Source organism: Massilia sp. KIM (genome assembly GCF_002007115.1).
In the GTDB taxonomy this organism is placed as follows: Bacteria; Pseudomonadota; Gammaproteobacteria; order Burkholderiales; family Burkholderiaceae_D; genus Telluria.
The window spans coordinates 188,576-211,623 of the sequence record NZ_MVAD01000001.1; the positions used below are offsets into that span (position 1 = coordinate 188,576).

The following is a 23,048-nucleotide window of genomic DNA, read 5'->3' on the forward strand; positions in this document are numbered from 1 at the left end:
CGGCGCTGAACCTGTCAGGCCACCACGGCCTTGACACCCAGGCAAGAGTGTAACACGCCTTCAGGCGCGTACAGGCTTGGAGAACAGGACCAGGCGGGTGCCAGCCAGCCTGTCGTGCAGGAACTGCCGGTCCTTGTCGAGGAAGGCGGTGAGGGCCCAGGCCAGCACGCCGATACCGAGGGCGATGGCGATCTCGCCTTTGGCGTGCAGGCCGAACACGGCGCACACCAGCAGGGCCGGCGCGAACCAGCCCCAGGCCAGCAGGTAGCGCAGGGCGGCGGTGCGCCAGGACAGGCGCGCCTGGCCGGGGCGGACCACCTTCATGCGCCAGGTCTTCATCGCCAGCGTGTGGCCGCTGTCGACCCAGCACCAGATGAAATAGGCGCCCGTGACCAGGAACAGGAAGACCTTCAGGCCGACCTGGTAGGCCGGCTCCTGGCGGTTGCCGGTGAGCAGGAGGTAGACCAGCACCGCCAGCATCTCGACTGCGAACAGCAGGAAGCCCTCGTACACCATCGCCAGCACGCGGCGCTTGACGGTCGGAACGGCGGCTGCGGTCGGCGCGACCGCAGCTTCGGCGGGGCTAGTTGCTTGCATTCTGCGGCGATGGGGGAATGGAAGGGGGAGCCGACGGCATGGCCGGCGCGCTGTGCGCGCCGGAAGCCGGGACGCCAGAGGCCGGTGCGCTGGACGCCGGGGCATTCGGGGCCGGCGCGCCCGGTAGGGCTGGGCTTGCGCCCGGGCTGGCCGCCGTCGCCGGCGCCGGCTCGGCGCCCGGCAGGGTGATGCAGGAAGCGCCGCGGCGCGTGGTATTGGGCGGGCAGCTGGTCGGCGCGATCAGGGTCGGCGACTCCGGCAGGGCCACCGGGGCCGGCTTGCGGGCGGATTTCGCCAGCTTGCGCTTTTGTTCTTCAGACAGTTGCTTGTAGCTTTCCCAGGTGGCGGCCTTGTCGCCCGGCGACAGGCTGCGTGCCTTGCTGAAATTCTCGCGCGCCAGGTTACGCTGCTCCGGGGTAAGCTTCATCCATTCGCGCATGCGCTCGTGCACGCGCTGCTGTTCGGTCGGGCTCATCGAGCTGAAGCGCTGCGACAGTTCGAGCCAGCGGCGCTTGCGCAGGCCGCCGAGCTGGTCCCACTCGGCCTGCAAGGGCGCGAGCGCGCGCTGCTGGGCAGGGGTGAGATCGCGCCACAGGGGCTTGTCCAGGGTTTTCGGCGCGGGGCGGGCGCCGGCCGCCGAGGCCGCGGTCGCCGAAGCCGGCGCCGAGGAAGGCGTGCTGCTGCGGTCGACGATGAACCAGGCGACGGCGCCGGCCACCAGGACCGCAGCCGCCGTTCCCAGCAGGGCGACGCGAGGCTTCGAAGCGGGTTTCGTCATTGCTGGCGCTGCTGCGACTCCAGGTAGACGGGGAAGCCTTTGTCGAGATAAGCGGTCAGCGGCAATTCATCGGCCAGCACGGCGGCGTCGATGTCGGCCAGGTCGGCGAGGCGCTGTTGCTGTTCGTACTGGTAGACCCCACCCATGCCGATCACCAGGGCCAGCAGCGGCACGGCGACGCCCAGGCGCGCCAGGCTCGGCCCGCTGAGCAGGGTCTCGAAGTCGAACCAGCCGCGGCGCGGCGCCTGCTGCCTGGACGCATCCGGCTTCTTGCGGGCCATGGCGCGGGCGCGCGCCTGCGCCAGCCGGTCGGTGGTCGAAGCCGGCAGTGCGTCGAGCTGTTCGTTCAGCGCGTGGCGTATCTTGTACGCCAGGTTGATGTCGTCGGTGTTCATAATGTGATTCCCTTGGCCTTGAGCGCATCGGCGAGGGCGTGGGTGGCGCGGGAACAATGTGTCTTTACGCTACCCTCCGAGCAGCCCATCGCTTCGGCCGTCTCGGCCACGTCCATATCCTGCCAGTAACGCATGAGGAAGGCTTCCCGTTGACGCGCGGGGAGCTTTTGCACTTCTTCTTCGATCAGGCGCAAGGTTTGTGCGCGTTCTAGCTGGTCCGCGCCGGATTCCGTCGCCGATCCTTCCTCGGCTTCATACGAGGAAAGTATATCAAATTCGTCATCGTCTCCCTCCCGGCCGCCGAAGCCCGAGAACAGACTGACCCAGGTGTTGCGCACCTTCTCGCGCCGGAAGTAGTCGAGGATGGTCGTCTGGAGGATGCGCTGGAACAGGGCGGGCAGCTCGGCCACCGGTTTGTCGCCGTATTTCTCGGCCAGCTTGATCATGGCGTCCTGGACGATGTCCAGGGCCGCCTCGTCCTTGCGCACCGCATACACCGCCTGCTTGAACGCGCGCCGTTCGACATTCTCGAGGAAGTCGTTGAGTTCTTTGTCTGTGGCCATGCGGGTTCAGGGAAGCGTTCTTGCTCATGCCTTAGGGAAAACTGACGAATCCTAGCAAAAATCCTTCCGGCATGCACCGGAATCGCACAGTTGGGCACCCGGTCGGGGCATGGGCTGGCGGAAAGGAGCGGCCCGGGCGGCAGCAAAAACCGCATGAGCATCCTCGAAATGATTCGTTGTTGGGCCAATAGTGTCTGGCTATTCTGGAAAAACGATCCATCAGCACAGACTCTCATGCCACTCGATTCGCACCGCCAGGAATTCGACATCCGCCCCTTCGCCGGCGCCGCCCTCGGGGCCGAAGTGCTGGGCCTCGACCTGTCCCGCCCGGTCAGCGAGGAGGACTTCCAGCGCCTGCACCGCGCCCACCTCGACCATCACGTGCTGGTGTTCCGCGACCAGCACATCACCCCCGCCGAGCAGGTGGCCTTCAGCCGCCGCTTCGGCGAGCTGCAGATCCACGTGCTGCGCCAGTTCCAGCTGCCCGAGCACCCCGAGGTCCTGGTCATTTCCAACATCCGCGAGAACGGCGAGCCGATCGGCCTGGGCGACGCCGGCCACTTCTGGCACTCCGACCTGTCCTACAAGGAGACCCCGAGCCTGGGCTCGATGCTGCACGCCCAGGAATTGCCGGAAGAGGGCGGCGACACCCTGTTCGCCAACCAGCACCTGGCCTGGGACAGCCTGCCGGCCTGGCTCAAGCGCGAGGTCGAGGGCTTGCAGGCCGAGCACTGGTACCTGGCGCGCTATGAAGACCTGCGCGCGCGCAACCCCTGGCGCCCCAGGCTGACCCAGGAACAGATCGACGAGGTCAAACCGGTGGTCCACCCGGTGGTGCGCACCCATCCGGAAACCGGACGCCGCGCCCTGTTCGTCAGCGAGCACTTCACCACCCGCCTGCTGGGCGTGCCGGAGGCGCGCAGCCGCGAGCTGCTGGATGCCCTGTTCGCCCACAGCACCCGCGAGGAGTTTATTTACCGCCACCAGTGGAAGCCCCATGACATGGTGTTCTGGGACAACCGCTCGCTCCTGCACCTGGCGGCCGGCTGCCCCGAGCACCTGCGCCGCAAGCTCTACCGCACCACCATCGCGGGCGACGTCCCGTTCTGATCGAGGAAAGCATGTCCATGTATAAGAAGATCGCCGCCGGCGCGCTGGCGCTGGCCCTCGGCCTGCCCGCGCTGGCCCAGGCTGAAGGCAAGATCCGCATCGCCGAGCAGTTCGGCGTGGTCTATTTGCTGCTGAACGTGGCGCAAGACCAGAAGCTCATCGAAAAACACGGCCGCAAGCAGGGCATCGAGATCGATGTCGACTGGGTCAAGCTCTCGGGCGGCGCGGCCACCAACGACGCGCTGCTGTCGGGCTCGGTGGACGTGGTGGGCGCCGGCCTGGGTCCGCTGTTCACCATCTGGGACCGCACCCGGGGCCGCCAGAACGTGCGCGCCGTCGCTTCGCTCGGCAATTTCCCGTACTACTTGGTGAGCACCAACCCGGCGGTCAAGACCATCGCCGACTTCAGCGACAAGGACCGCATCGCCCTGCCGGCCGTCACGGTCTCGGTGCAGGCGCGCATCCTGCAACTGGCCGCCGCCAAGCAATGGGGCAAGGAACAGTACAAGAAGCTCGACCCGATCACCCAGACCGTGCCGCATCCGGACGCGGCGGCCGCCATCATCGCCGGCAAGACCGAGCTCAACGCGCACTTCGGCAACCCGCCTTTCCAGGACCAGGAACTGGCCGGCAACCCCAAGGCCCACGTGGTGCTCGATTCCTACCAGGTGCTGGGCGGCCCCAGCTCGGCCACCGTGCTCTACGCGACCGAGAAATTCGTGAAGGAGAACCCGAAGACCACCCGCGCCTTCATCGACGCCCTGGTCGAGGCGGCCCAACTGGCCAGCAGCAATCCGGAAGCCGCCGCCGACGCCTATCTGCGCGTCAACAAAGGCAATATCGACCGCGCGCTGCTGGTGAAGGTCATCAAGGATCCCAAGGTGCAGTTCAAGGTCGCGCCCCAGAACACCCTGGGCCTGGCGCAATTCCTGCACGAGGTCGGCGCGATCAAGAACAAGCCGGCCAGCTGGCGCGATTACTTCTTCGCCCATCCGGCCGTGGACACGGGTAGCTGAATGGGCTCGACCAGCTTCGTCCCTTCGCTGGTGCCGTCCGAGCCGCTGCTGCGCGCCGAGCACCTGACCCTCGACTATCCGGGCGAGCACGGCGTCGTGCGCGCTTTGGACGACGTCAGCTTCGAGGTCCACCGCGGCGATCGCTTCGTGCTGCTGGGGCCCTCGGGCTGCGGCAAGTCGACCCTGCTCAAGGCCGTCGGCGGCTTCATCCAGCCGCAGGCGGGCAGCCTGAGCCTGGCCGGCAAGCCGGTCACGGGGCCGGGCCTGGACCGCATCGTGGTATTCCAGGAATTCGACCAGCTGCCGCCCTGGAAGACGGTGCGGCAGAACGTGATGTTCCCGATGCTGGCGAGCGGCCTCAGGAAGGCCGAGGCCGACGCTCGCGCCCGCCACTGGCTGGGCAAGGTCGGCCTGGCGCGTTTCGCAGAGGCCTATCCGCATACGCTCTCGGGCGGCATGAAGGCGCGGGTGGCGATCGCCCGCGCCCTGGCCATGCAGCCGGCCGTGCTGCTGATGGACGAACCCTTCGCCGCGCTGGACGCGCTGACCCGCCGCAGCATGCAGGAAGAGCTGCAGGCGCTGTGGGAAGAGATCGGCTTCACCATGCTGTTCGTGACCCACTCGATCGAGGAAGCGCTGGTGGTGGGCAACCGCATCCTGCTGCTCTCGCCCCATCCGGGCCGCGTGCGCGCCGAGCTCAATAGCCACCAGTTCAGCCTGTCCAGCGCCGGCAGCCAGGAGTTCCAGGCCGCCACCCAGCGCATCCACGGCCTGTTGTTCGGCCCCGAATCCGGCCAGCCGGCCCCACCCGATACCTTCGCCACAGTACGATGAACGCCTTTCGTGAACCGCCGGTGCGCCCGGAATTCATCCTCGAACCCCGCATGGTGGTGTCTCCGAGCTTTGCCGCCCAGGCCCCCGTGGCCCGGGCGTCTCCTTTTCCGCTGCGCGACCTGGCCTGGCTGCGCAAGCTCGGCATCCTGCTGGCGCTCGCCCTGGTGTGGGAAGGACTGGCGCGCTGGTTCGACAACGACCTGCTGCTGCCCGGCGCGCTCCAGACCGCCAAGGCCTTCGCCGACGGCGTGCTGAGCGGCGAGCTGTTCGGGTACGTGCGCGTGTCGCTGGCCGTGCTGGTCCAGGGCTTCCTGCTGGGCGTGGGCGGCGCCTTCCTGCTGACCTGGCTGGCCGTGTCGAGCCGCTGGGGACGCGAACTGATCGACACCCTGACCGCCATGTTCAATCCCTTGCCGGCGATCGCCTTGCTGCCCCTGGCCCTGCTGTGGTTCGGCCTGGGCAAGGGCAGCCTGCTGATGGTGCTGATGCACTCGGTGCTGTGGCCGCTCACCCTGAACGCGACGGCGGGCTTTCGCGCGGTGCCCGAGACCCTGCGCATGGCCGGACGCAACTACGGCCTGGGCGGCTTGCGCATGGTCCTGCAGATCCTGATCCCGGCCGCCTTGCCCTCGATCCTGTCGGGCCTGAAGATCGGCTGGGCCTTCGCCTGGCGCACCCTGATCGCGGCTGAGTTGGTTTTTGGCAGCACCTCGGGGCAGGGCGGGCTGGGCTGGTTCATCTTCCAGAGCCGCAACGAACTCTTCACCGACAAGGTGTTCGCCGGCCTGGCCGCCGTCATCCTCATCGGTCTCGCCGTCGAGGCCGCCATCTTCCAGACCCTGGAACGTTGCACGGTCCGGCGCTGGGGCATGCAGCGCTGAGCGCGGCGCCCCGTTTTGGGGCGCCCAAGATTTTCCAATTATCTCCTTGACCAAAATGGTGCAGCGCGGTAATGTGCTCAATACGCTTTGCACCCCCGAAGCTTCAAGTCAACCGGAATCGGCACACAAGGCCTCGTCCGGATCATTGACGCGCTTTCATTTGTAGGCAGTTTGCTCCAACCCGCGCCACAAGCGCGAGAGATGCGATCGACCGCTACAGACACTCACGCTGAACGAGTTGCGCCCAGCGCCGGTGCGTAAGGACCCTACGGTGGCCTGAAACATCGACGTGCACGCAGAAAGAAGGGAAGCATGAGCACTGTCGCGCAAGACGCGTTTCGTTAGGAACGGGCATCCGATCAATCTCCCTCTGGGTTTTGAAAGGAATGAACATGAGTAACGATTCAGCCGTCCCCATCACGGGCGCTGAGATAGTGGTGCGTTGTCTCGCGGAAGAGGGCGTCAAGCACGTCTTCGGCTATCCCGGCGGGGCAGTCCTCTATATCTACGACGCCATCTTCAATCAGGACAAGTTCCAGCACATCCTGGTCCGCCACGAACAGGCCGCGGTGCACGCCGCCGACGCCTATTCGCGCAGCTCCAACACCGTCGGCGTCGCCCTCGTGACCTCGGGTCCGGGCGTGACCAATGCCGTCACCGGCCTGTCCACCGCCTACATGGATTCGATCCCCATGGTCGTGATCTCGGGCCAGGTGCCCAGTCACGCGATCGGCCAGGACGCCTTCCAGGAATGCGACACGGTCGGCATCACCCGCCCTGTGGTCAAGCACAACTTCCTGGTCAAGGACGTGCGCGAGCTGGCCGCGACCATGAAGAAAGCCTTCTATATCGCCCGCACCGGCCGTCCCGGCCCCGTGCTGGTCGATATTCCGAAGGACATCAGCATGCACAAGTGCGTGTTCGAGTATCCGCGCGAGATCGAAATGCGCTCCTACCGCCCGGTCGACAAGGGCCATGCGGGCCAGATCCGCAAGGCGGTCCAGCTGCTGCAGGGCGCCGAGCGCCCGATGATCTATGCCGGCGGCGGCGTGATCCTGGCCAATGCCTCGAACGAGCTGAACCGCCTGGTCGACAAGCTCGGCTTCCCGGTCACCAACACCCTGATGGGCCTGGGCGCCTCGCGCTCCTCCAGTCCCCATTTCGTCGGCATGCCGGGCATGCACGGCACCTATGAAGCGAACATGGCGATGCAGAACTGCGACGTCCTGATCGCCATCGGCGCCCGTTTCGACGACCGCGTGATCGGCAACCCCAAGCACTTCGCCACCAATCCGCGCAAGATCATCCACATCGACATCGACCCTTCCTCGATCTCTAAGCGGGTCAAGGTCGACATCCCGATCGTCGGCAACGTCAAGGACGTGCTGGTCGAGCTGCTGTCCCAGCTCGACGCGGGCGGCGCCAACACCAACACCAACGCCCTCCAGGCCTGGTGGAAGCAGATCGCCGAATGGCGCGGCCGCGACTGCCTGGCCTATACCAAATCGGACGAGCTGATCAAGCCGCAGTCGGTGATCGAGCAGCTCTACAAGGTGACCGACGGCGACGCCTTCATCACCTCGGACGTCGGCCAGCACCAGATGTGGGCGGCCCAGTACTACGGCTTCGACAAGCCGCGCCGCTGGATCAATTCGGGCGGCCTGGGCACGATGGGCGTGGGCCTGCCTTACGCCATGGGCGTGCAGATGGCCAACCCCGGCGCCACCGTCGCCTGCGTGACCGGCGAGGGCTCGATCCAGATGTGCATCCAGGAGCTCGCGACCTGCAAGCAATACCACCTGAGCCCCAAGATCATCCTGCTCAACAACCGCTTCCTGGGCATGGTGCGCCAGTGGCAGCAGATCGACTACGGCTCGCGCTATTCCGAGTCCTACATGGATTCGCTGCCGGACTTCGAGAAGCTGGCCGAGGCCTATGGCCACGTCGGCATGCGCATCGAGAAGCCGGGCGACGTCGAAGGCTCGCTGCGCGAAGCCTTCGCCATGAAGGACCGCCTGGTGTTCATGAACTTCATCACCGACCAGAGCGAGAACGTCTGGCCGATGGTCAAGGCAGGCAAGGGCCTGAATGAAATGCTGCTCGGCTCGGAGGATCTGTAATGCGACACATCATTTCCGTCCTCCTCGAGAACGAAGCCGGCGCCCTGTCGCGCGTGGTCGGGCTGTTTTCCGCGCGCGGCTACAACATCGAGACCTTGACCGTGGCCCCGACCGAGGACGCGACCCTGTCGCGCATGACCATCGTCACCTCGGGCTCGGACGACATCATCGAGCAGATCACCAAGCACCTCAACCGCCTGATCGAGGTGGTGAAGGTGGTCGACCTGACCGAAGGCCAGCACATCGAGCGCGAGCTCATGCTGATCAAGGTGCGCGCCGTCGGCAAGGAACGCGAAGAGATGAAGCGCACCGCCGACATCTTCCGCGGCCGCATCATCGACGTGACCGAGAAGACCTACACGATCGAGCTGACCGGCGCCAAGAGCAAGCTGGACGCCTTCATCGACGCCATCGACCGTGCCTCGATTCTCGAAACCGTGCGTACCGGCGGCTCCGGCATCGGCCGCGGCGAACGCATCCTGAAAGTATGACCGTCACGCGCGGCGGCCGGTCCGCCCGCGTGCACGCCCAACATTGAACATTTAAAAAATACAGGACCTGAACATGAAAGTTTTCTACGACAAAGACTGCGACCTCTCCCTCATCAAAGGCAAGAACGTCGCCATCATCGGCTATGGCTCGCAAGGCCATGCGCACGCCCAGAACCTGAGCGAATCGGGCGTCAACGTGACGGTCGGCCTGCGCCGCGGCGGCGCATCGTGGAACAAGGTCGAGCAGGCCGGCCTGAAGGTGGCCGAGGTCGACGAGGCGGTCAAGAACGCCGACGTCATCATGATCCTGCTGCCGGACGAGAACATCGCCCAGGTCTATAAAGAGAACGTCGAACCGAACGCCAAGCAGGGCGCGGTGCTGGCCTTCGCCCACGGCTTCAACGTCCACTACGGCCAGGTCGTGCCGCGCGCCGACCTCGACGTGATCATGGTCGCTCCCAAGGCGCCGGGCCACACCGTGCGCAACACCTACCGCCAGGGCGGCGGCGTGCCCCACCTGGTCGCGGTCTACCAGGACAAGTCGGGTGCGGCGCGCGACATCGCGCTGTCCTATGCCATGGCCAATGGCGGCGGCCGCGCCGGCATCATCGAGACCAATTTCCGTGAAGAGACCGAGACCGACCTGTTCGGCGAGCAGGCCGTGCTGTGCGGCGGCACCGTCGAGCTGATCAAGGCGGGCTTCGAGACCCTGGTCGAAGCCGGCTACGCGCCGGAGATGGCCTACTTCGAGTGCCTGCACGAGCTCAAGCTGATCGTCGACCTGATCTACGAAGGCGGCATCGCCAACATGAACTACTCGATCTCGAACAATGCCGAGTACGGCGAGTACGTGACCGGTCCGAAGGTCGTCACCGCCCAGACCAAGGAAGCGATGCGCCAGTGCCTGAAGGACATCCAGACCGGCGAATACGCCAAGAGCTTCATCCTCGAGAACAAGGCCGGCGCCCCGACCCTGATCTCGCGCCGTCGCCTGACCGCCGAGCACCAGATCGAGGAAGTCGGCGCCAAGCTGCGCGCGATGATGCCCTGGATCGCCAAGAACAAGCTGGTGGACCAGTCGAAGAACTGAGTTTTTCGCGCACCCGCAGGGCGGGCGGCAACCGGGCGGCGAGCCGGGTTGCCGCCCGTTTTTTCTTGGCGCTGTCACCGTGCAGTGTTGATCACCCCGAGTGCGATGCGCAGCAATTGCTCGACAGTATTGACCCGTCCGCCATCGAGCGCCCAGCGCCAGCCCAGATAGTTCGGCAGGTAGCGCGAGGCCACGCCGTGAAAGCGCGCCAGCCAGTCCCGGAATCGGTGGTGATAGGCATTCACGTTTTGAACGTGGATGGCGCCTGAAGCGCCGGCCCGCACCCGCACGCCAGCGCGCAGGTTCACCGCCTGATGCGCGATACCATGCTGGCGACAGAAGGCGCGATACGCGGCATTCGAATCGGTGACCAACAGTGCCTGCGGGTCGAGTTTTGGCAGCAGATAGCGCGTCAGCTGCCGTGCGCTGACCGCGCCGCGACCTGTGACGGCGTCGATGGTCTGCCCGCCGCGATCGCGCGCCACCAGAATGCAGTCGAGCTCGCGCGAGATTCCCCGCCTGCTGGCCGAACCGCCGCGCTTGCGCGCAGGTCGGCCGAGCTCTCGCGCTCCTTTTTGCGATTCGAGCAGGAACATTTCATCGGCCTCGACGATGCCACTCAAGCGCGCCGGACGGTCGTGCTTAACCTGGTCCAGGAAGCGGTGGCGCCAGCGAAAGGCGGTGTTGCGGTGCACGCCGACTTCGCTTGCCGCCGCCCGCACGGGCCGCGACGCCAGCAGCGCCTGCAGATAATCGAGCCATTTACCGCGCAGCCGCAGGCGCGCCAGCGGCGTGCCGCTCAGGTCGTTGTATGTGCGCCCACACTGGCGGCAACGGTAACGTTGCAGGTCATTGGCGTGACCATGGCGGTGCCACGATGGGCTGGCGCAGCGCGGACAGCGCCGGTCCGCGGCGCGGATTACCGTGAGCAGCGCAACGATCTGGGCCAGCCCGGCCGCCGGACGCAGCGCATCGAGCACGCGCAGGCGCTGCGGCTGGTTCAGCGAGGGCAGCTTGTCGAACCATTTCTGGAACCCTGACGCCTTCATGATCGCTCCTGTCGAGAGATGACAGGGCTTGGACCACCAAGACGCTCAGCAGTTCAGTACTCATCCATAGCTAACGGTGACAGCGCCTTTTTTAGCGTTTGCCGCTTACTGCCCGGGCGGCGGTTCCCACAGCTCGACCTTGTTGCCCTCGGGGTCGATGACCCAGCCGAACTTGCCGAACTCGGAATCCTCGCGCTGCTCGAGCACCTGGCAGCCTTCGTCGCGCAGGGCCTGGAGCAGGGCGGGCAGGTCGGCGACGCGGTAGTTGATCATGAAGTTCGCCTTGCCGGGCGCGTAATGGCCGCTGTCTTCCGGGCCGATCGACCAGATCGTCGTGCCGCCGCTCGGCTTGCCGTCCTCGCCGGTCCAGGTGAAGGCCGCGCCGCCCCAGTCCAGCACGTTCACGCCGAGGTGGCGCTGATACCAGGCGCGCAATGCGACCGGGTCCTTCGCGTAGAAAAAGATGCCGCCGATGCCGGTAACCCGCTTCATGGATGTCTCCTGTGGACGATATGCGCTGCCGGCCAGGCCGCGCGCGCTGTTGTCGGAAGGGCCACTCTAGCACGGCCGAGTTCTCCGGCGACAGCCAGCCTGCCGTCCGGCCGGAAAGCAGCCGGGCCCGGCCTGCGCGTGGCAGGCCGGGCCCGGTGAGAAGTTCGAGCGCGCGTGGCGCCGCCTTCACTTCAGCTTGTAGGTGATCGTGCCGCTGAGGGTGGCAGTGCCGGCGCCGGTGGCCATGTCTTCGGTGCCGGTCAGGTCACCGCCGCCGCTCGCCTTGTCGTAACGGCCGGTGCCGCCGGTGATCTGGAAGCCCGCATTGTTGAATACGAACTTGGTGCCTTCGCCGGTGGGAACGAACTGGCCGGAATAGTTGACGAAGATCTGCTCGCCGGTCACCGTCATGATGATCAGGCGGCCATTGCCGAAGTTGAACAGCGGACCGTCCTGGGTGATGCAGTCCCTGCCAATGAAGGCGACCTTGCCGATCAGCGCGCTGTCGCCGTGGCCGAGTAGGGTGCCGCCGAACTTCGAGGCGCAGCGCTCGGCAGGTCCGACGATTTCCTGGATCACACCGGAAATCACGAGAGGTTTGGTGACCGTCGGGCCGGCGGAAGCCGACACCGATGCGCACAGCAGGAGGGAGGCAGCGGCGAGACGCAGAGACAAGCTTTTCATGGAAGATGACCTTGGTTGGTGGAGAACGTTGCAATATTACTATGTACAATAATGCAACGCGCGCACAAATGAAAATCATTCTTGTCGCATCAATTCTGCTCACCGAATTCCCATTTTTGCCACAGTCCAGTCCTGCGTTCAGCCGGGGGAGGGCGGTTCAACCGCTGTCCGGGATGACGAAGGCGCGCAGCTCGGCAAGCTTGCCGTTGCGCAGGCGCCAGACGTCCGAATAGGCGGCGTTCCCGGCCCGGCCCTGTTCGTCCTCGATCTCGATGCTGCCGAGTGCGACCACGAAGTCGCCCTCGGCCACCAGATGCTGCACCGTGAAGCGCGGCGGCTCGCGGTAGGACTCGCTCATCCAGCGGCGCACGGCTTCCTTGCCGTGCAGGGTCTCGCCGCCCACCGTGGTCCAGACAATGTCCTCGGTGCAATGGCGCAGGAAGCCTTCGTTGTCGCCGGCGCTGACGGCCGCATTGGCATCTTGCAGGACACGTTTGTTTTGCTCGGACATGCTCGACTCCTTTCCGGGTAATGGATAAACAGCTGGCTGGCGCGGCCTAGTGTAGCGAGCGCTCGCCTGGGTGTCGCCGCCTTGCCGGCGGGCGAAAAACCGTCACCATTTGCAATCATTTGCAACTTTCCATTACAGAAACAGTGTGCGCGGGCGAAAAGCGCTATTGTTGCGTCGAAAACAGCATGTCGCTGTCCCGTTTTCAGGAGAAGAACCATGTCCCTTGCCAAACCGTCCCTGCTGATCGCCCTGTTGTTCGCTGCCCAGGCCTATGCCCAGTCCCCCGCGCCGGCGACCGCGGGCACCCTGGTCATCGTGCCGGCTTTCGGCGAGGTCAAGCATGCCAACGACCAGGCGATCGTCACCTTCGCCGTCGAAGAGCACGACAAGGACAAGGCCAAGGCCGCCGAGCGCGTGAACCGCAAGATGAAGGAAGGCACCGAGATCCTGCGCAAGCTCGACCCGCGCGCCGAGTACAAGACCATGGGCTATTACACCTACCCGATCTATCCGGAAAACGTGCAGCCGCCGCGTCCGGTCGATGGCGTGGTCAAGCCGCCGGTGCCGGTCGCATGGCGCGTCGGCCAATACCTGGAAATGAAAACCACCAGCCTGGCCGAGCTGCCGAAGACCGCCGCCAGCGCGCAGAAGGTGCTGACGATCAATAACATCCAGTTCGGCCTGGCCCCCGCCACCGAAAAACGCCTCGACGACCAGCGTATCGCCGAGACCTACAAGAACCTGAACGAACGCATCGTCTCGATCGCCAACGCGATGGGCCGCAAGCCGGCCGAGGCGGTCATCGACACGGTCGACTTCGAAGGCTCGGGCAACTACGTGAACGGCGGGGGCGACGCCGCGGCCGCCGCGCCGATGATGGCGCGCATGAGCGCCAAGCGCGAGATGGCCGACAGCGTCTCGGAACCGAGCTTCGAGCCGGGCGAAACCACCCTGCAGATGCGCCTGGTCGGGAAAGTCAAGTTCAAATAAGCGATGTGGAAAGTGTGGCGTTTCGCTAACGCTGTCCCCGCCTCTATAATGGCGGGGACGCGCCGCATGGCGCACAATGAATTAAATTCTTTATGCCAACCTTTCCAAGAAGAAGAACACCAGGGGCAGTGCCCAAAGCACCCCGCTTCTCCCGCCTGAATTCGCGCCTGAAGCGCTTCGGCCGGCGCGCCGAGGACCGCCTGCCGGGCGAGCGCGGGCGCGGCATCTACCTGCTGCCGAACGCCTTCACCACCGGGGCGCTGTTCTGCGGCTTCTACGCCATCGTGATGGCGATGAACCAGCGCTTCGAGCACGCCTGCTGGGCCGTCTTCATCGCCATGATCCTCGACGCCCTCGACGGCCGCATCGCGCGCCTGACCAACACCCAGTCCGAGTTCGGCGCCCAGTACGATTCCCTGTCCGACATGGTGTCCTTCGGCGCCGCCCCGGCCCTGGTGATCTACGAGTGGTCGCTGCGCGGCCTCGGCAAGCTGGGCTGGATCGCGGCCTTCATCTACTGCGCCGGCGCGGCCCTGCGCCTGGCCCGCTTCAACACCAACATCCAGGTGGTCGACAAGCGCTTCTTCCAGGGCTTGCCCAGCCCGGCCGCGGCGGCCCTGGTGGTGGGCTTCATCATGATGATGACCGACCCCGACATCAGCGTGAGCGCGCGCCAGGTCGACTGGGTCTCCTGGGGCATCGCCGTCTTCGCCGGCATCACCATGGTCTCGAACGTCCCATTCTACAGCTTCAAGGACGTCAACTTCCGCAAGTCGGTGCCCTTCATCGTCGTGTTCCTGATCGCGCTCGCGCTGGCCCTGCTGGCGATCGATCCGCCCAAGGTCCTGTGGCCGATCTTCGTGATCTACGGCCTGTCCGGCTACGTGGTGTTCCTGGTCCGCCGGGCGCGCGGCAAGCCGGTCAGCATCATCCCGACCGACGACGACGAGCACGACGACGACGAGGCCGTGCGCCGCTGAGACCCAGGGGCGCCGCGACTTCTTCCCCCAGACAGCGACCGGAGGCCCCATGCACGACCCGAACCGACTCATCATCTTCGACACCACCCTGCGCGACGGCGAGCAGTCGCCCGGGGCCTCGATGACCAGGGACGAGAAGGTGCGCATCGCGCGCCAGCTCGAACGCCTGCGGGTGGACGTGATCGAGGCCGGCTTCGCGGCCGCCTCGCCGGGCGACTTCGAGGCCATCCGCGCCATCGCCGGCGCGGTGCGCGAATCCACCATCTGCTCGCTCTCGCGCGCCAACGAGCGCGACATCGCGCGCGCCGCCGAAGCCCTGGCGCCCGCCGCAAGGAAGCGCATCCACACCTTCATCGCCACCTCGCCCCTGCACATGCAGATGAAGCTGCGCATGGAGCCCGAGCAGGTGCTGGAGCAGGCGCGCCTTGCGATCCGCTACGCGCGCCAGCATACGGACGACATCGAGTTCTCGCCCGAGGACGGCAGCCGTTCCGACGAGGACTTCCTGTGCCGCGTGCTGGAAGCCGTGATCGACGAGGGCGCCACCACCATCAACTTCCCCGACACCGTGGGCTACGCCGTGCCCGAGCAGTTCGGCCAGCGCATCCGCCGCCTGCGCGAGCGGGTGCCGAATTCCGACAAGGCCGTGTGGTCGGTCCACTGCCACAACGACCTCGGGCTGGCCGTGGCCAATTCCCTGGCCGGGGTGGCGATCGGCGGCGCGCGCCAGATCGAATGCACCATCAACGGCCTCGGCGAGCGCGCCGGCAACACCTCGCTGGAAGAGGTGGTGATGGCGCTGCGCACCCGCCACGATTACTTCAACCTGACGGTCGGGGTGGACACCACCCAGATCGTCCCGGCCTCCAAGATGGTCTCGCAGATCACCGGCTTCGCCGTCCAGCCGAACAAGGCGGTGGTGGGCGCCAACGCCTTCGCCCACGCTTCGGGCATCCACCAGGATGGCATCCTGAAGGCGCGCGAGACCTACGAGATCATGCGCGCCGAGGACGTCGGCTGGACCGCCAACAAGATCGTGCTGGGCAAGCTCTCCGGCCGCAACGCCTTCAAGGCGCGCCTGCACGAGCTGGGCATCGAGCTCGAATCCGAAGCCGAGATCAACGCCGCCTTCGCCCGCTTCAAGGAACTGGCCGACCGCAAGGCCGACATCTTCGACGAGGACATCATGGCCCTGGTGTCCGACGAAGACCACGCGCAAGGAGCGGAGACCTACCGCTTCGTCTCGCTGGCCCAGCGCTCCGAGACCGGCGAGCTGCCGCATGCGCGCATCGTGTTCTCGATGGAGGGCAGGGAAGTGGCGGCCGAGGGCAGCGGCGACGGCCCGGTGGACGCCACCATCAAGGCCATCGAGAGCGTGGTGCAAAGCGGCGCCGAGCAGGTGCTGTTCTCGATCAACGCGATCAGCAACGGCCCGGCCTCGCAGGGCGAGGTGACCATCCGCCTGGCGCACGCCGGGCGCATCGTCAACGGCGTGGGCGCCGACCCCGACATCGTGGTGGCCTCGGCCAAGGCCTACCTGTCGGGGCTCAACAAGCTGCACTCGAAGAACGAGCGCGTCAACCCGCAGGGCGTGTGAGGCTCACCAGCCGAAGCGGTCGCGTGGCTCGTACATCGGGTCGGGGCCGTTGAGCATCTGGCGCACGATGCCGTTGCGGTCGAAGTGCACGTGCATCAGCGAGTTCCAGACCCCGGCCTCCTTGTAGCGGTAGGACCAGACTTCGTAGTTGTTGAAGGCCACGAAGGAGCGCTCGGCCGGGCGGCCGATGGTGCGCAGTACCTGTTCCTTGTTGGCGGCGTCGATCTTGATGGTCGCGAACTTCTCGCCGGTCAGCACCTGTTCGTAGGAAGCCAGGCGGCCGTCCGGCCCCAGGCGCGCCATCCAGGTGAACTGGCCCATGGGGCCGGTGGCGTATTCCAGCACCTGGCCGTCGGGGGAGGGGTAGACCGCCGTCGGCCGGCCGAGCTTGGCCTGCACCGCTTCGATCGGCTCGCCCGGCCTGGGCGCCTCGCGCGCCAGTCCCGCGCAGCCGGCCAGCGCCAGGGTGGCGGCAAGAGTTGTCAAATTGGCTAGTTTGAGCATGGGATCGTCCGTGGTTTGTCCGGAAAACCCTATGATGCCCGATCCTGGCCACGCAAACACTGGCTCCGCGCCGCGTTTTACCCTATACTGGCGGGTCTGTCCGTTTTGGGCAGGTATTTTGACAATCACGGTGCGCTGGGTTCCGACTCTTGCACCGCATGTGAAAGGTAACATCATGACCGTAGAAAACATCAACAAAGCCGCGATCATCGCGGACAACGCACGTGGCCAGAACGACACCGGTTCGCCGGAAGTCCAGGTCGCACTGCTGACCGCCCGCATCAACGAGCTGAACGGCCACTTCAAGGCGCACCAGAAGGATCACCACTCCCGCCGTGGCCTGATCATGATGGTCAACCGTCGTAAGAGCCTGCTGGCTTACCTGAAGCGCAAGGACGCCAACCGTTACCGCGATCTGATCGCCAAGCTCGGCCTGCGTAAGTAATCGTTGCGCCAGACGGTTTAGTCACGAAATGCCTGCGCCAGAGAGTCTGACGCGGGCATTTTTTGTTTTAGCTGTTTTGTTGTTGTAGTAAAGATCGCCGCGAGTGAATGGCGGCGATCCGTGGTGAGGTGGAACGACAGCCCCTGAAAATCTGTCGGCAAATAGAAAGGGATTACCCATGTTTAACAAAGTTACGAAAACCTTCCAGTACGGCCAACACACTGTCACCCTGGAGACGGGTGAGATCGCGCGCCAGGCATCGGGCGCCGTCGTGGTGTCGGTCGAAGACACGGTCGTGCTGGCCACTGTGGTCGCCAAGAAGGACGCCAAGCCTGGCCAGGACTTCTTCCCGCTGACCGTGGACTACATCGAGAAAAGTTACGCTGCCGGTAAGATCCCGGGCGGTTTCTTCAAGCGCGAAGGCCGTCCTTCCGAAAAGGAGACCCTGACCTCGCGCCTGATCGACCGTCCGATCCGCCCGCTGTTCCCGGAAGGCTACCTGAACGAAGTCCAGGTCATCATCCACGTGCTGTCGGTGAACCCGGAAGTCGATCCTGACATCCCGTCGATGATCGGCGCCTCGGCCGCCCTGTGCGTGGCCGGCATCCCGTTCAACGGCCCGATCGGCGCGGCCCGCGTCGGCTACGCCAACGGCCAGTACATCCTGAACCCGACCACCACCCAGATGAAGACCTCGCAGATGGACCTGGTGGTGGCCGGCACCGAGACCGCCGTGCTGATGGTGGAATCGGAAGCGCAGCAACTGTCGGAAGAAATCATGCTGGGCGCGGTCGTCTACGGCCACGAGCAGATGAAGGTCGTGATCGACGCGATCCACGACCTGGTCGCCGAAGGCGGCAAGCCGGAAGTCGAATGGTCGCCGGCGCCGAAGAACGAAGCCCTGATCGCGCGCGTCACCCAGCATGCCGAAGGCCTGATCCGCGCCGCCTACCAGGTGAAGGACAAGCAGGCGCGCACCGAGAAGCTGCGCGACGCCTCGGCCCAGGTGCTGGCCGCGCTGAACGCGGACGGCCAGGAAGAAGTGGACGCCGTCGAAGTCGGCAACATCCTGTTCGACCTGGAAGCGCGCGTGGTCCGCTCGCAGATCCTGGAAGGCGAACCGCGCATCGACGGCCGCGACACCCGCACCGTGCGTCCGATCTCGATCCGCACCAGCGTGCTGCCGCGCACCCACGGCTCGGCCCTGTTCACCCGCGGCGAAACCCAGGCCCTGGTGATCGCCACCCTGGGCACCGCGCGCGACAGCCAGAAGATCGACGCGCTGATGGGCGAGTACACCGACGACTTCATGATGCACTACAACATGCCTCCGTTCGCCACCGGCGAAACCGGTCGCGTGGGCACCCCGAAGCGCCGCGAAGTGGGCCACGGCCGCCTGGCCAAGCGCGCGCTGGTCGCTGCGCTGCCGGCGCCGGAAGAGTTCAGCTACTCGGTGCGCCTGGTCTCGGAGATCACCGAATCGAACGGCTCCTCGTCGATGGCATCGGTGTGCGGCGGCTGCCTCGCGCTGATGGACGCCGGCGTGCCGATGAAGGCCCACGTGGCCGGCATCGCCATGGGCCTGATCAAGGAAGGCGGCAAGTTCGCGGTCCTGACCGACATCCTGGGTGACGAAGACCACCTGGGCGACATGGACTTCAAGGTGGCCGGCACCGCCAACGGCATCACCGCGCTGCAGATGGACATCAAGATCCAGGGCATCACCAAGGAGATCATGCAGGTTGCGCTGGCCCAGGCCAAGGAAGGCCGCCACCACATCCTGGCCGAGATGCAGAAGGCCATGCCGACCGTGAAGACCGAGCTGTCGGACTTCGCGCCGCGCCTGATCACCATCCGCATCAACCCGGAAAAGATCCGTGACGTGATCGGCAAGGGCGGCGCCGTGATCCGCGCGCTGACCGAGGAGACCGGCACCCAGATCGACATCACCGACGACGGCGTGGTCACCATCGCCTCGGTCGACGCCGCCGCCGGCCAGGAAGCCAAGCGCCGCATCGAAGAGCTGACCGCCTCGGTCGAAGTGGGCAAGACCTACGACGGCACCGTGCTCAAGCTGCTGGACTTCGGCGCGATCGTCCAGGTCATGCCGGGCAAGGATGGCCTGCTGCACATCTCGCAGATCGCCAACGAGCGCGTCAACGCCGTGGCCGACTACCTGAAGGAAGGCCAGCAAGTGCGCGTGAAGGTCCTCGAGACCGACGAGCGCGGCCGCCTGAAGCTGTCGATGAAGGCAGCCGATCCGGTGGAAGCGGCGGCGCAGTAAGCCTCCCGCTAGGTCTGTCCAAGAAACCGCCAGAGCGTGAGCCTGGCGGTTTTTTTATGGGGATCGCGGCCTTGCTCGGCGACGACGGACCCGGCCATCTGCTGGTATTCGGCACGGACCGGCGGACCGGGAGGGTCGTCAGCGTCCAGTTGGCGCCGCCGGTCGACGCGCAGCGCTAGCCAGGACCCCCCGGTTTGAGCGCGATTAAAGATGTTCGGCGAACTTTCGCCGAGAATAACGAAGATCGCCACTCCTTCGGGTGCGTCACGGGGACCGCTGATGAGATTGTTCTGGGCATGGCTGCTCGCCTTCGGCATCCTGCAAGGATGCTTGGGCTATTCGGTCGAGGTGCAGATCAACACCCTGGGCCACGACCATTTCACGGTCAAGGGCTGGGCCGGCGCCGACCAGGTCGGGCGCGGGCGCATGGTCGGCTCCTTCCTCAGCCAGTTTCCCGTCACCCAGCTCACCCGCGCCGAGATCCGCGATCTGCTGGGCGAGCCCACCGGTTCCATCGGCCGCGACGACAGCCTGTGCTACTTCGTCGGACCGACCACCGTGGTCAGCCAGTATGGGCGGGGCTACCTGCTGATCTTCTTCCTCGACCAGGGCGGGAAGGTGAGGGCGGTGGACATCGTCCCGCCCGTGACCATCACCTGACCCGCTTCCCCTCCCTGTCCTTGCGCATCCCTCGCGCGGCCTATAGCCAGCGCCGGAAAATTCGGGCACACTACGCCGGTAGGCTCGCGCCGCGCCAACCCCGGACTTTCATGAAACGCCTGTTACTGATCCTGCTGCTCGTCACGATGCCGCTCCAGGCCGTCTGGGCAGCCGCATGCGCCTGCTGTCCGGAGCCGGCCCAGAGCAGCGCCCAGCACGACGCCGACCAGGCCGGCAAGCAGCAGCCGGCCGGCGATGGCGAGGACGGCAAGGCCAAGCCCTGCGACAACTGCGACGGCTGCGACGTCTGCCACCATCTCTCGGCCAGCGCGCTCCCCTCCGCCAATCCCGACCTGCCCCTGCCCAAGGGCGCCCCGCACCTGCGCGGCGAATTGCGGCGCTACGTCTCCCACATCCCCGATCTGATCCCGCCTCCGGACCGGCAACTGCGTCTCTGAGCCGGCGGGACACCCTGCATCGACACTGGCCGCAGCCCTGCGGCCGCACGCATCGCGCCCGCCGAACGACCCACCTGTTCGGAGCACACCATGTCGTTCTTTACCAGGCCGCGCAAGCACGTGGCCATCCTTGCGGCCATCCTGGCCACGGCTCCGGCCGTGCCCGTGGCCGCCCCCTTGACCCTGGCGGCGGCCATCGAACTGGCCGAGCGCGCCAGTCCGGCCCTGCGCGCGGCCGCGCACGAGGTCGCGGCCCAGGACGGCGCGCTGGCCCAGGCCGGGGCGCTGCCCAATCCGGAGCTCGAACTCCTGCGCGAAGGCCAGCGGCGCGATACCCGCACCACCACGGCCCAGCTCAACATTCCTTTCGAGCTGGGCGGCAAGCGCGCGGCCCGGGTGGCGCTGGCGCGCAGCGAGGGCGAGCTGGCCCGGCGCGAACTGTCCGCCCTGCGCGCCGAGCTGAGGGCCGACACCGCCGCCGCCTTCCACGAGCTGGTGCTGGCCGCCGAGCGCCAGCGCCTGGCCGGGGAGATGGCGGCGCTGGCCGCGCGCGCCCTCGATGCGGCGGCGCGCCGGGTCCAGGCCGGCAAGGTCTCGCCGGTCGATGAAACCCGCGCCCGCATCGCTGAGGCCAACGCCCGCATCGAGCTGCTGCAGGCCGGCCGCGCGCTGCAGGAGGCGCGCGTGCGGCTGGCCGCGCTGTGGGGGGGCGAACCGGCCGCGCTGGAGCCGGCTGCGCCGGAGGCGCCGCCGCCGGTGCTGCCTTTGGCGCAACTGGCCGCCCGGCTCGACGCAGCGCCCGCCATGCGCCGCGCGCTGGCCCGGGTCGCCCAGCGCGAAGCCGAGGCGCGCCTGGCGCGGACCCAGCGCACGCCGGACCTGACCCTGGTGCTGGGCACGCGCCGCGAAGGCCAGGACGCGGGCAACCAGGCCGTGGTCGGCCTGTCGGTGCCGCTGCCGCTCTTCAACCGCAACGAGGGCGCCCTGCGCCAGGCCCTGAGCCGGGTCGACCAGGCGCGCGAGCAGCAGGCGGGCGAGGGCGCGCGCCTGCGTGCGGACCTGGCCCAGGCCCATGCGCGCCTGCTCGCCGCGCGCGACGAGGCGGCGCTGGTGCGCGGCGAGATCCTGCCCGGCGCACGCAGCGCCTGGCAGGCCGCGAGCCGCGGCTTCGAGGCCGGCAAATTCGGCTTCCTCGAGGTGCTGGAGGCCCAGCGCACCCTGTTCCAGTCCCAGCTTCAGGCCTTGCAGGCCGACGCCGAGATCCAGCGCGCGGCCGCCGAGATCGCCCGCCTCACCGGCGCCTCGGCATTCCAGGAGAACCCATGAACAAGCAGCAAATGAAAGTCATCGCCGTCATGCTGGCGGTGGCCATCGCCATCGCCGCCCTGGTGCTGGCGCGCGGCGGCAGCGAAGACAGCGCCCACGCGGACGAGGATCACGGTGAGCAGGCCGACCAGGCGCAGCGCGCCGGCGCGGGGCGCGAAGACCTCGAGCTGGTGCCCATGACCGAGGCCCAGGTGCGCGCCGCCGGCATCGTGGTGCAGGCGGCCGGCCCGGCGCGGATGGACAGCTTCATCCGCGCCCCCGGCCAGATCTCCCTGAACGAAGACCGCACCGCCCACGTGACCCCGCGCGCGGCCGGCGCCGTGGAGGCGGTGCGCGCCAACCTCGGCGACCGGGTGCGCAAGGGCGAGGTGCTGGCCGTGATCGCCAGCGCCGACGTCGCCGCCCAGCGCGCCGCGCTGGCCAGCGCCGAACGCCGCATGCGCCTGGCGCGCGAGCTGCACGCGAGCGAACGGTCGCTGTGGGAAGCGCAGGTGACGGCGCGCCAGGACCTGCTCAAGGCCGAGGCCGAACTGCAGGAGGCCGGGATCGCGCTGCAGGCGGCGCGCCAGCAACTGCAGGCGCTTGGCGGCCTTGGGGACGGCGGCTCCAACCGGCTCCAGATCCGCGCCCCCTTCGACGGCGTGGTGGTCGAGAAGCACATCAGCCTGGGGGAAGTGGTCGGCGCCGACACCCGCGTGTTCACCATCGCCGACCTGGCCACGGTCTGGGCCAACGTGGTGGTGCCGGCGCGCGACCTCGACATCGTGCGCGATGGCACGCCGGCCGTGGTGCGCTCGATCGCCTCCGAGGCCACCGCGCCCGGCAAGGTGAGCTACGTCAGCTCCCTGGTGGGCGAGGAATCGCGCTCGGCCCAGGCGCGCGTGGTGCTGGACAACCCGAAGCTGGCCTGGCGCCCCGGCCTGGCCGTCAACGTCGACATCGTGACCGGATCGAGCGCCGTGCCGGTGGCGCTGCCGCGCGAGGCGGTGCGCACCGTCGAGGGCAGGCTGGTGGTGTACGCGCGCACGCCCCAGGGCTTCCTGGCCAGGCCGGTGGCGGTGGGCCTCTCCGACGGCCGCCTGGTCGAGATCACGGCCGGCCTGCGCGCCGGCGAGCTGGTGGCCACCTCGGGCAGCTTCGCCATCAAGGCGGAGCAGGGCAAGGGCGAGGGCGGGCATGGGCACTGAAGGGAC

Annotated in this window: 26 protein-coding genes; 16 read left to right on the forward strand and 10 right to left on the reverse strand. The window is 66.9% G+C overall.

The window, feature by feature from the left end; translation table 11 throughout:
• Positions 1-60 precede the first annotated feature (60 nt).
• Genes B0920_RS00915 through B0920_RS00930 form a run of 4 tightly spaced genes read right to left on the reverse strand, consistent with a single transcriptional unit; the run spans position 61 to position 2,333 of the window.
• A complete protein-coding gene (locus B0920_RS00915; RefSeq protein ID WP_078030721.1) occupies positions 61-597 on the reverse strand; it encodes an RDD family protein in 537 nt (178 codons plus the stop codon).
• Positions 584-1,375 (reverse strand): DUF3106 domain-containing protein, encoded by a 792-nt coding sequence (locus B0920_RS00920; protein ID WP_078030722.1) that lies wholly within the window; start codon positions 1,373-1,375, stop codon positions 584-586. The genes B0920_RS00915 and B0920_RS00920 overlap by 14 nt, the downstream gene beginning before the upstream one ends.
• Positions 1,372-1,770, reverse strand: a complete 399-nt coding sequence (locus tag B0920_RS00925) for a DUF3619 family protein (protein ID WP_078030723.1) — start codon at positions 1,768-1,770, stop codon at positions 1,372-1,374. Before B0920_RS00925 ends, B0920_RS00920 begins: the two co-directional genes overlap by 4 nt.
• On the reverse strand, positions 1,767-2,333 hold the full coding sequence (locus B0920_RS00930) for an RNA polymerase sigma factor (RefSeq protein ID WP_078030724.1): 567 nt from the start codon (positions 2,331-2,333) through the stop codon (positions 1,767-1,769). Before B0920_RS00930 ends, B0920_RS00925 begins: the two co-directional genes overlap by 4 nt.
• Before the next feature lie 234 nt (positions 2,334-2,567).
• Between B0920_RS00930 and B0920_RS00935 the strand changes: the two genes are divergently transcribed.
• From B0920_RS00935 to ilvC, 7 genes are all read left to right on the forward strand, one after another.
• The gene (locus B0920_RS00935; RefSeq protein ID WP_078030725.1) at positions 2,568-3,443 is read left to right on the forward strand and encodes a TauD/TfdA family dioxygenase; all 876 of its coding nucleotides are present in this window, start codon (positions 2,568-2,570) and stop codon (positions 3,441-3,443) included.
• 11 nt (positions 3,444-3,454) lie between these two features.
• Positions 3,455-4,459, forward strand: a complete 1,005-nt coding sequence (locus B0920_RS00940; RefSeq protein WP_078030726.1) for an ABC transporter substrate-binding protein — start codon at positions 3,455-3,457, stop codon at positions 4,457-4,459.
• Positions 4,460-5,293: an ABC transporter ATP-binding protein gene (locus B0920_RS00945; protein WP_078030727.1), complete on the forward strand. Its 834-nt coding sequence runs from the start codon at positions 4,460-4,462 to the stop codon at positions 5,291-5,293.
• A complete protein-coding gene (locus B0920_RS00950) occupies positions 5,290-6,174 on the forward strand; it encodes an ABC transporter permease (protein ID WP_078030728.1) in 885 nt (294 codons plus the stop codon). The genes B0920_RS00945 and B0920_RS00950 overlap by 4 nt, the downstream gene beginning before the upstream one ends.
• Before the next feature lie 392 nt (positions 6,175-6,566).
• A complete protein-coding gene (locus B0920_RS00955; protein WP_078033238.1) occupies positions 6,567-8,294 on the forward strand; it encodes an acetolactate synthase 3 catalytic subunit in 1,728 nt (575 codons plus the stop codon).
• The gene (ilvN, locus tag B0920_RS00960; protein WP_027867685.1) at positions 8,294-8,785 is read left to right on the forward strand and encodes an acetolactate synthase small subunit; all 492 of its coding nucleotides are present in this window, start codon (positions 8,294-8,296) and stop codon (positions 8,783-8,785) included. Before B0920_RS00955 ends, ilvN begins: the two co-directional genes overlap by 1 nt.
• 73 nt (positions 8,786-8,858) lie before the next feature.
• Entirely contained in the window at positions 8,859-9,875 is a 1,017-nt protein-coding gene (gene ilvC, locus B0920_RS00965) for a ketol-acid reductoisomerase (RefSeq protein WP_078030729.1), read from the forward strand.
• Between the two features lie 74 nt (positions 9,876-9,949).
• On the opposite strand, the gene B0920_RS00970 is transcribed toward ilvC, so the two are convergent.
• The 4 genes from B0920_RS00970 to B0920_RS00985 all read right to left on the reverse strand — a co-directional run bounded on the left by B0920_RS00970 (position 9,950) and on the right by B0920_RS00985 (position 12,611).
• Entirely contained in the window at positions 9,950-10,924 is a 975-nt protein-coding gene (locus tag B0920_RS00970) for an IS1595 family transposase (protein ID WP_078030730.1), read from the reverse strand.
• A gap of 105 nt (positions 10,925-11,029) precedes the next feature.
• Positions 11,030-11,416, reverse strand: coding sequence for a VOC family protein (locus tag B0920_RS00975; RefSeq protein WP_078030731.1), 387 nt, complete (start codon positions 11,414-11,416; stop codon positions 11,030-11,032).
• 186 nt (positions 11,417-11,602) lie between these two features.
• The gene (locus B0920_RS00980; protein WP_078030732.1) at positions 11,603-12,100 is read right to left on the reverse strand and encodes a hypothetical protein; all 498 of its coding nucleotides are present in this window, start codon (positions 12,098-12,100) and stop codon (positions 11,603-11,605) included.
• 157 nt (positions 12,101-12,257) lie between these two features.
• Complete coding sequence (locus B0920_RS00985) at positions 12,258-12,611, reverse strand: nuclear transport factor 2 family protein (protein WP_078030733.1); 354 nt, start codon at positions 12,609-12,611, stop codon at positions 12,258-12,260.
• Between the two features lie 216 nt (positions 12,612-12,827).
• On the opposite strand from B0920_RS00985, the gene B0920_RS00990 reads away from it, so the two are divergent.
• From B0920_RS00990 to B0920_RS01000, 3 genes are all read left to right on the forward strand, one after another.
• Positions 12,828-13,601, forward strand: a complete 774-nt coding sequence (locus tag B0920_RS00990) for an SIMPL domain-containing protein (RefSeq protein ID WP_078030734.1) — start codon at positions 12,828-12,830, stop codon at positions 13,599-13,601.
• A gap of 92 nt (positions 13,602-13,693) precedes the next feature.
• Positions 13,694-14,581 (forward strand): CDP-diacylglycerol--serine O-phosphatidyltransferase, encoded by an 888-nt coding sequence (pssA, locus tag B0920_RS00995; RefSeq protein ID WP_078030735.1) that lies wholly within the window; start codon positions 13,694-13,696, stop codon positions 14,579-14,581.
• 49 nt (positions 14,582-14,630) lie between these two features.
• On the forward strand, positions 14,631-16,178 hold the full coding sequence (locus tag B0920_RS01000) for a 2-isopropylmalate synthase (protein ID WP_078030736.1): 1,548 nt from the start codon (positions 14,631-14,633) through the stop codon (positions 16,176-16,178).
• Positions 16,179-16,181: 3 nt separating this feature from the next.
• Here B0920_RS01000 and B0920_RS01005 read toward each other — a convergent pair whose 3' ends face one another.
• Entirely contained in the window at positions 16,182-16,682 is a 501-nt protein-coding gene (locus B0920_RS01005) for an outer membrane protein assembly factor BamE (protein WP_078030737.1), read from the reverse strand.
• 175 nt (positions 16,683-16,857) lie between these two features.
• On the opposite strand from B0920_RS01005, the gene rpsO reads away from it, so the two are divergent.
• On the forward strand, positions 16,858-17,127 hold the full coding sequence (rpsO, locus tag B0920_RS01010; RefSeq protein WP_027867691.1) for a 30S ribosomal protein S15: 270 nt from the start codon (positions 16,858-16,860) through the stop codon (positions 17,125-17,127).
• Positions 17,128-17,305: 178 nt separating this feature from the next.
• Complete coding sequence (gene pnp, locus B0920_RS01015) at positions 17,306-19,411, forward strand: polyribonucleotide nucleotidyltransferase (RefSeq protein ID WP_078030738.1); 2,106 nt, start codon at positions 17,306-17,308, stop codon at positions 19,409-19,411.
• Positions 19,412-19,419: 8 nt separating this feature from the next.
• Here pnp and B0920_RS25325 read toward each other — a convergent pair whose 3' ends face one another.
• Positions 19,420-19,662 (reverse strand): hypothetical protein, encoded by a 243-nt coding sequence (locus tag B0920_RS25325; RefSeq protein WP_143745592.1) that lies wholly within the window; start codon positions 19,660-19,662, stop codon positions 19,420-19,422.
• A gap of 28 nt (positions 19,663-19,690) precedes the next feature.
• On the opposite strand from B0920_RS25325, the gene B0920_RS01020 reads away from it, so the two are divergent.
• From B0920_RS01020 to B0920_RS01035, 4 genes are all read left to right on the forward strand, one after another.
• Positions 19,691-20,071 carry a hypothetical protein gene (locus B0920_RS01020; RefSeq protein WP_143745593.1) on the forward strand — a complete coding sequence of 127 codons (381 nt, stop codon included), beginning with the start codon at positions 19,691-19,693 and terminating at the stop codon, positions 20,069-20,071.
• A gap of 110 nt (positions 20,072-20,181) precedes the next feature.
• Positions 20,182-20,529: a hypothetical protein gene (locus tag B0920_RS01025; protein ID WP_078030740.1), complete on the forward strand. Its 348-nt coding sequence runs from the start codon at positions 20,182-20,184 to the stop codon at positions 20,527-20,529.
• Positions 20,530-20,619: 90 nt separating this feature from the next.
• Complete coding sequence (locus B0920_RS01030) at positions 20,620-21,855, forward strand: TolC family protein (protein WP_078030741.1); 1,236 nt, start codon at positions 20,620-20,622, stop codon at positions 21,853-21,855.
• Positions 21,852-23,042 (forward strand): efflux RND transporter periplasmic adaptor subunit, encoded by a 1,191-nt coding sequence (locus tag B0920_RS01035; protein WP_078030742.1) that lies wholly within the window; start codon positions 21,852-21,854, stop codon positions 23,040-23,042. Before B0920_RS01030 ends, B0920_RS01035 begins: the two co-directional genes overlap by 4 nt.
• Positions 23,043-23,048: the final 6 nt, after the last annotated feature.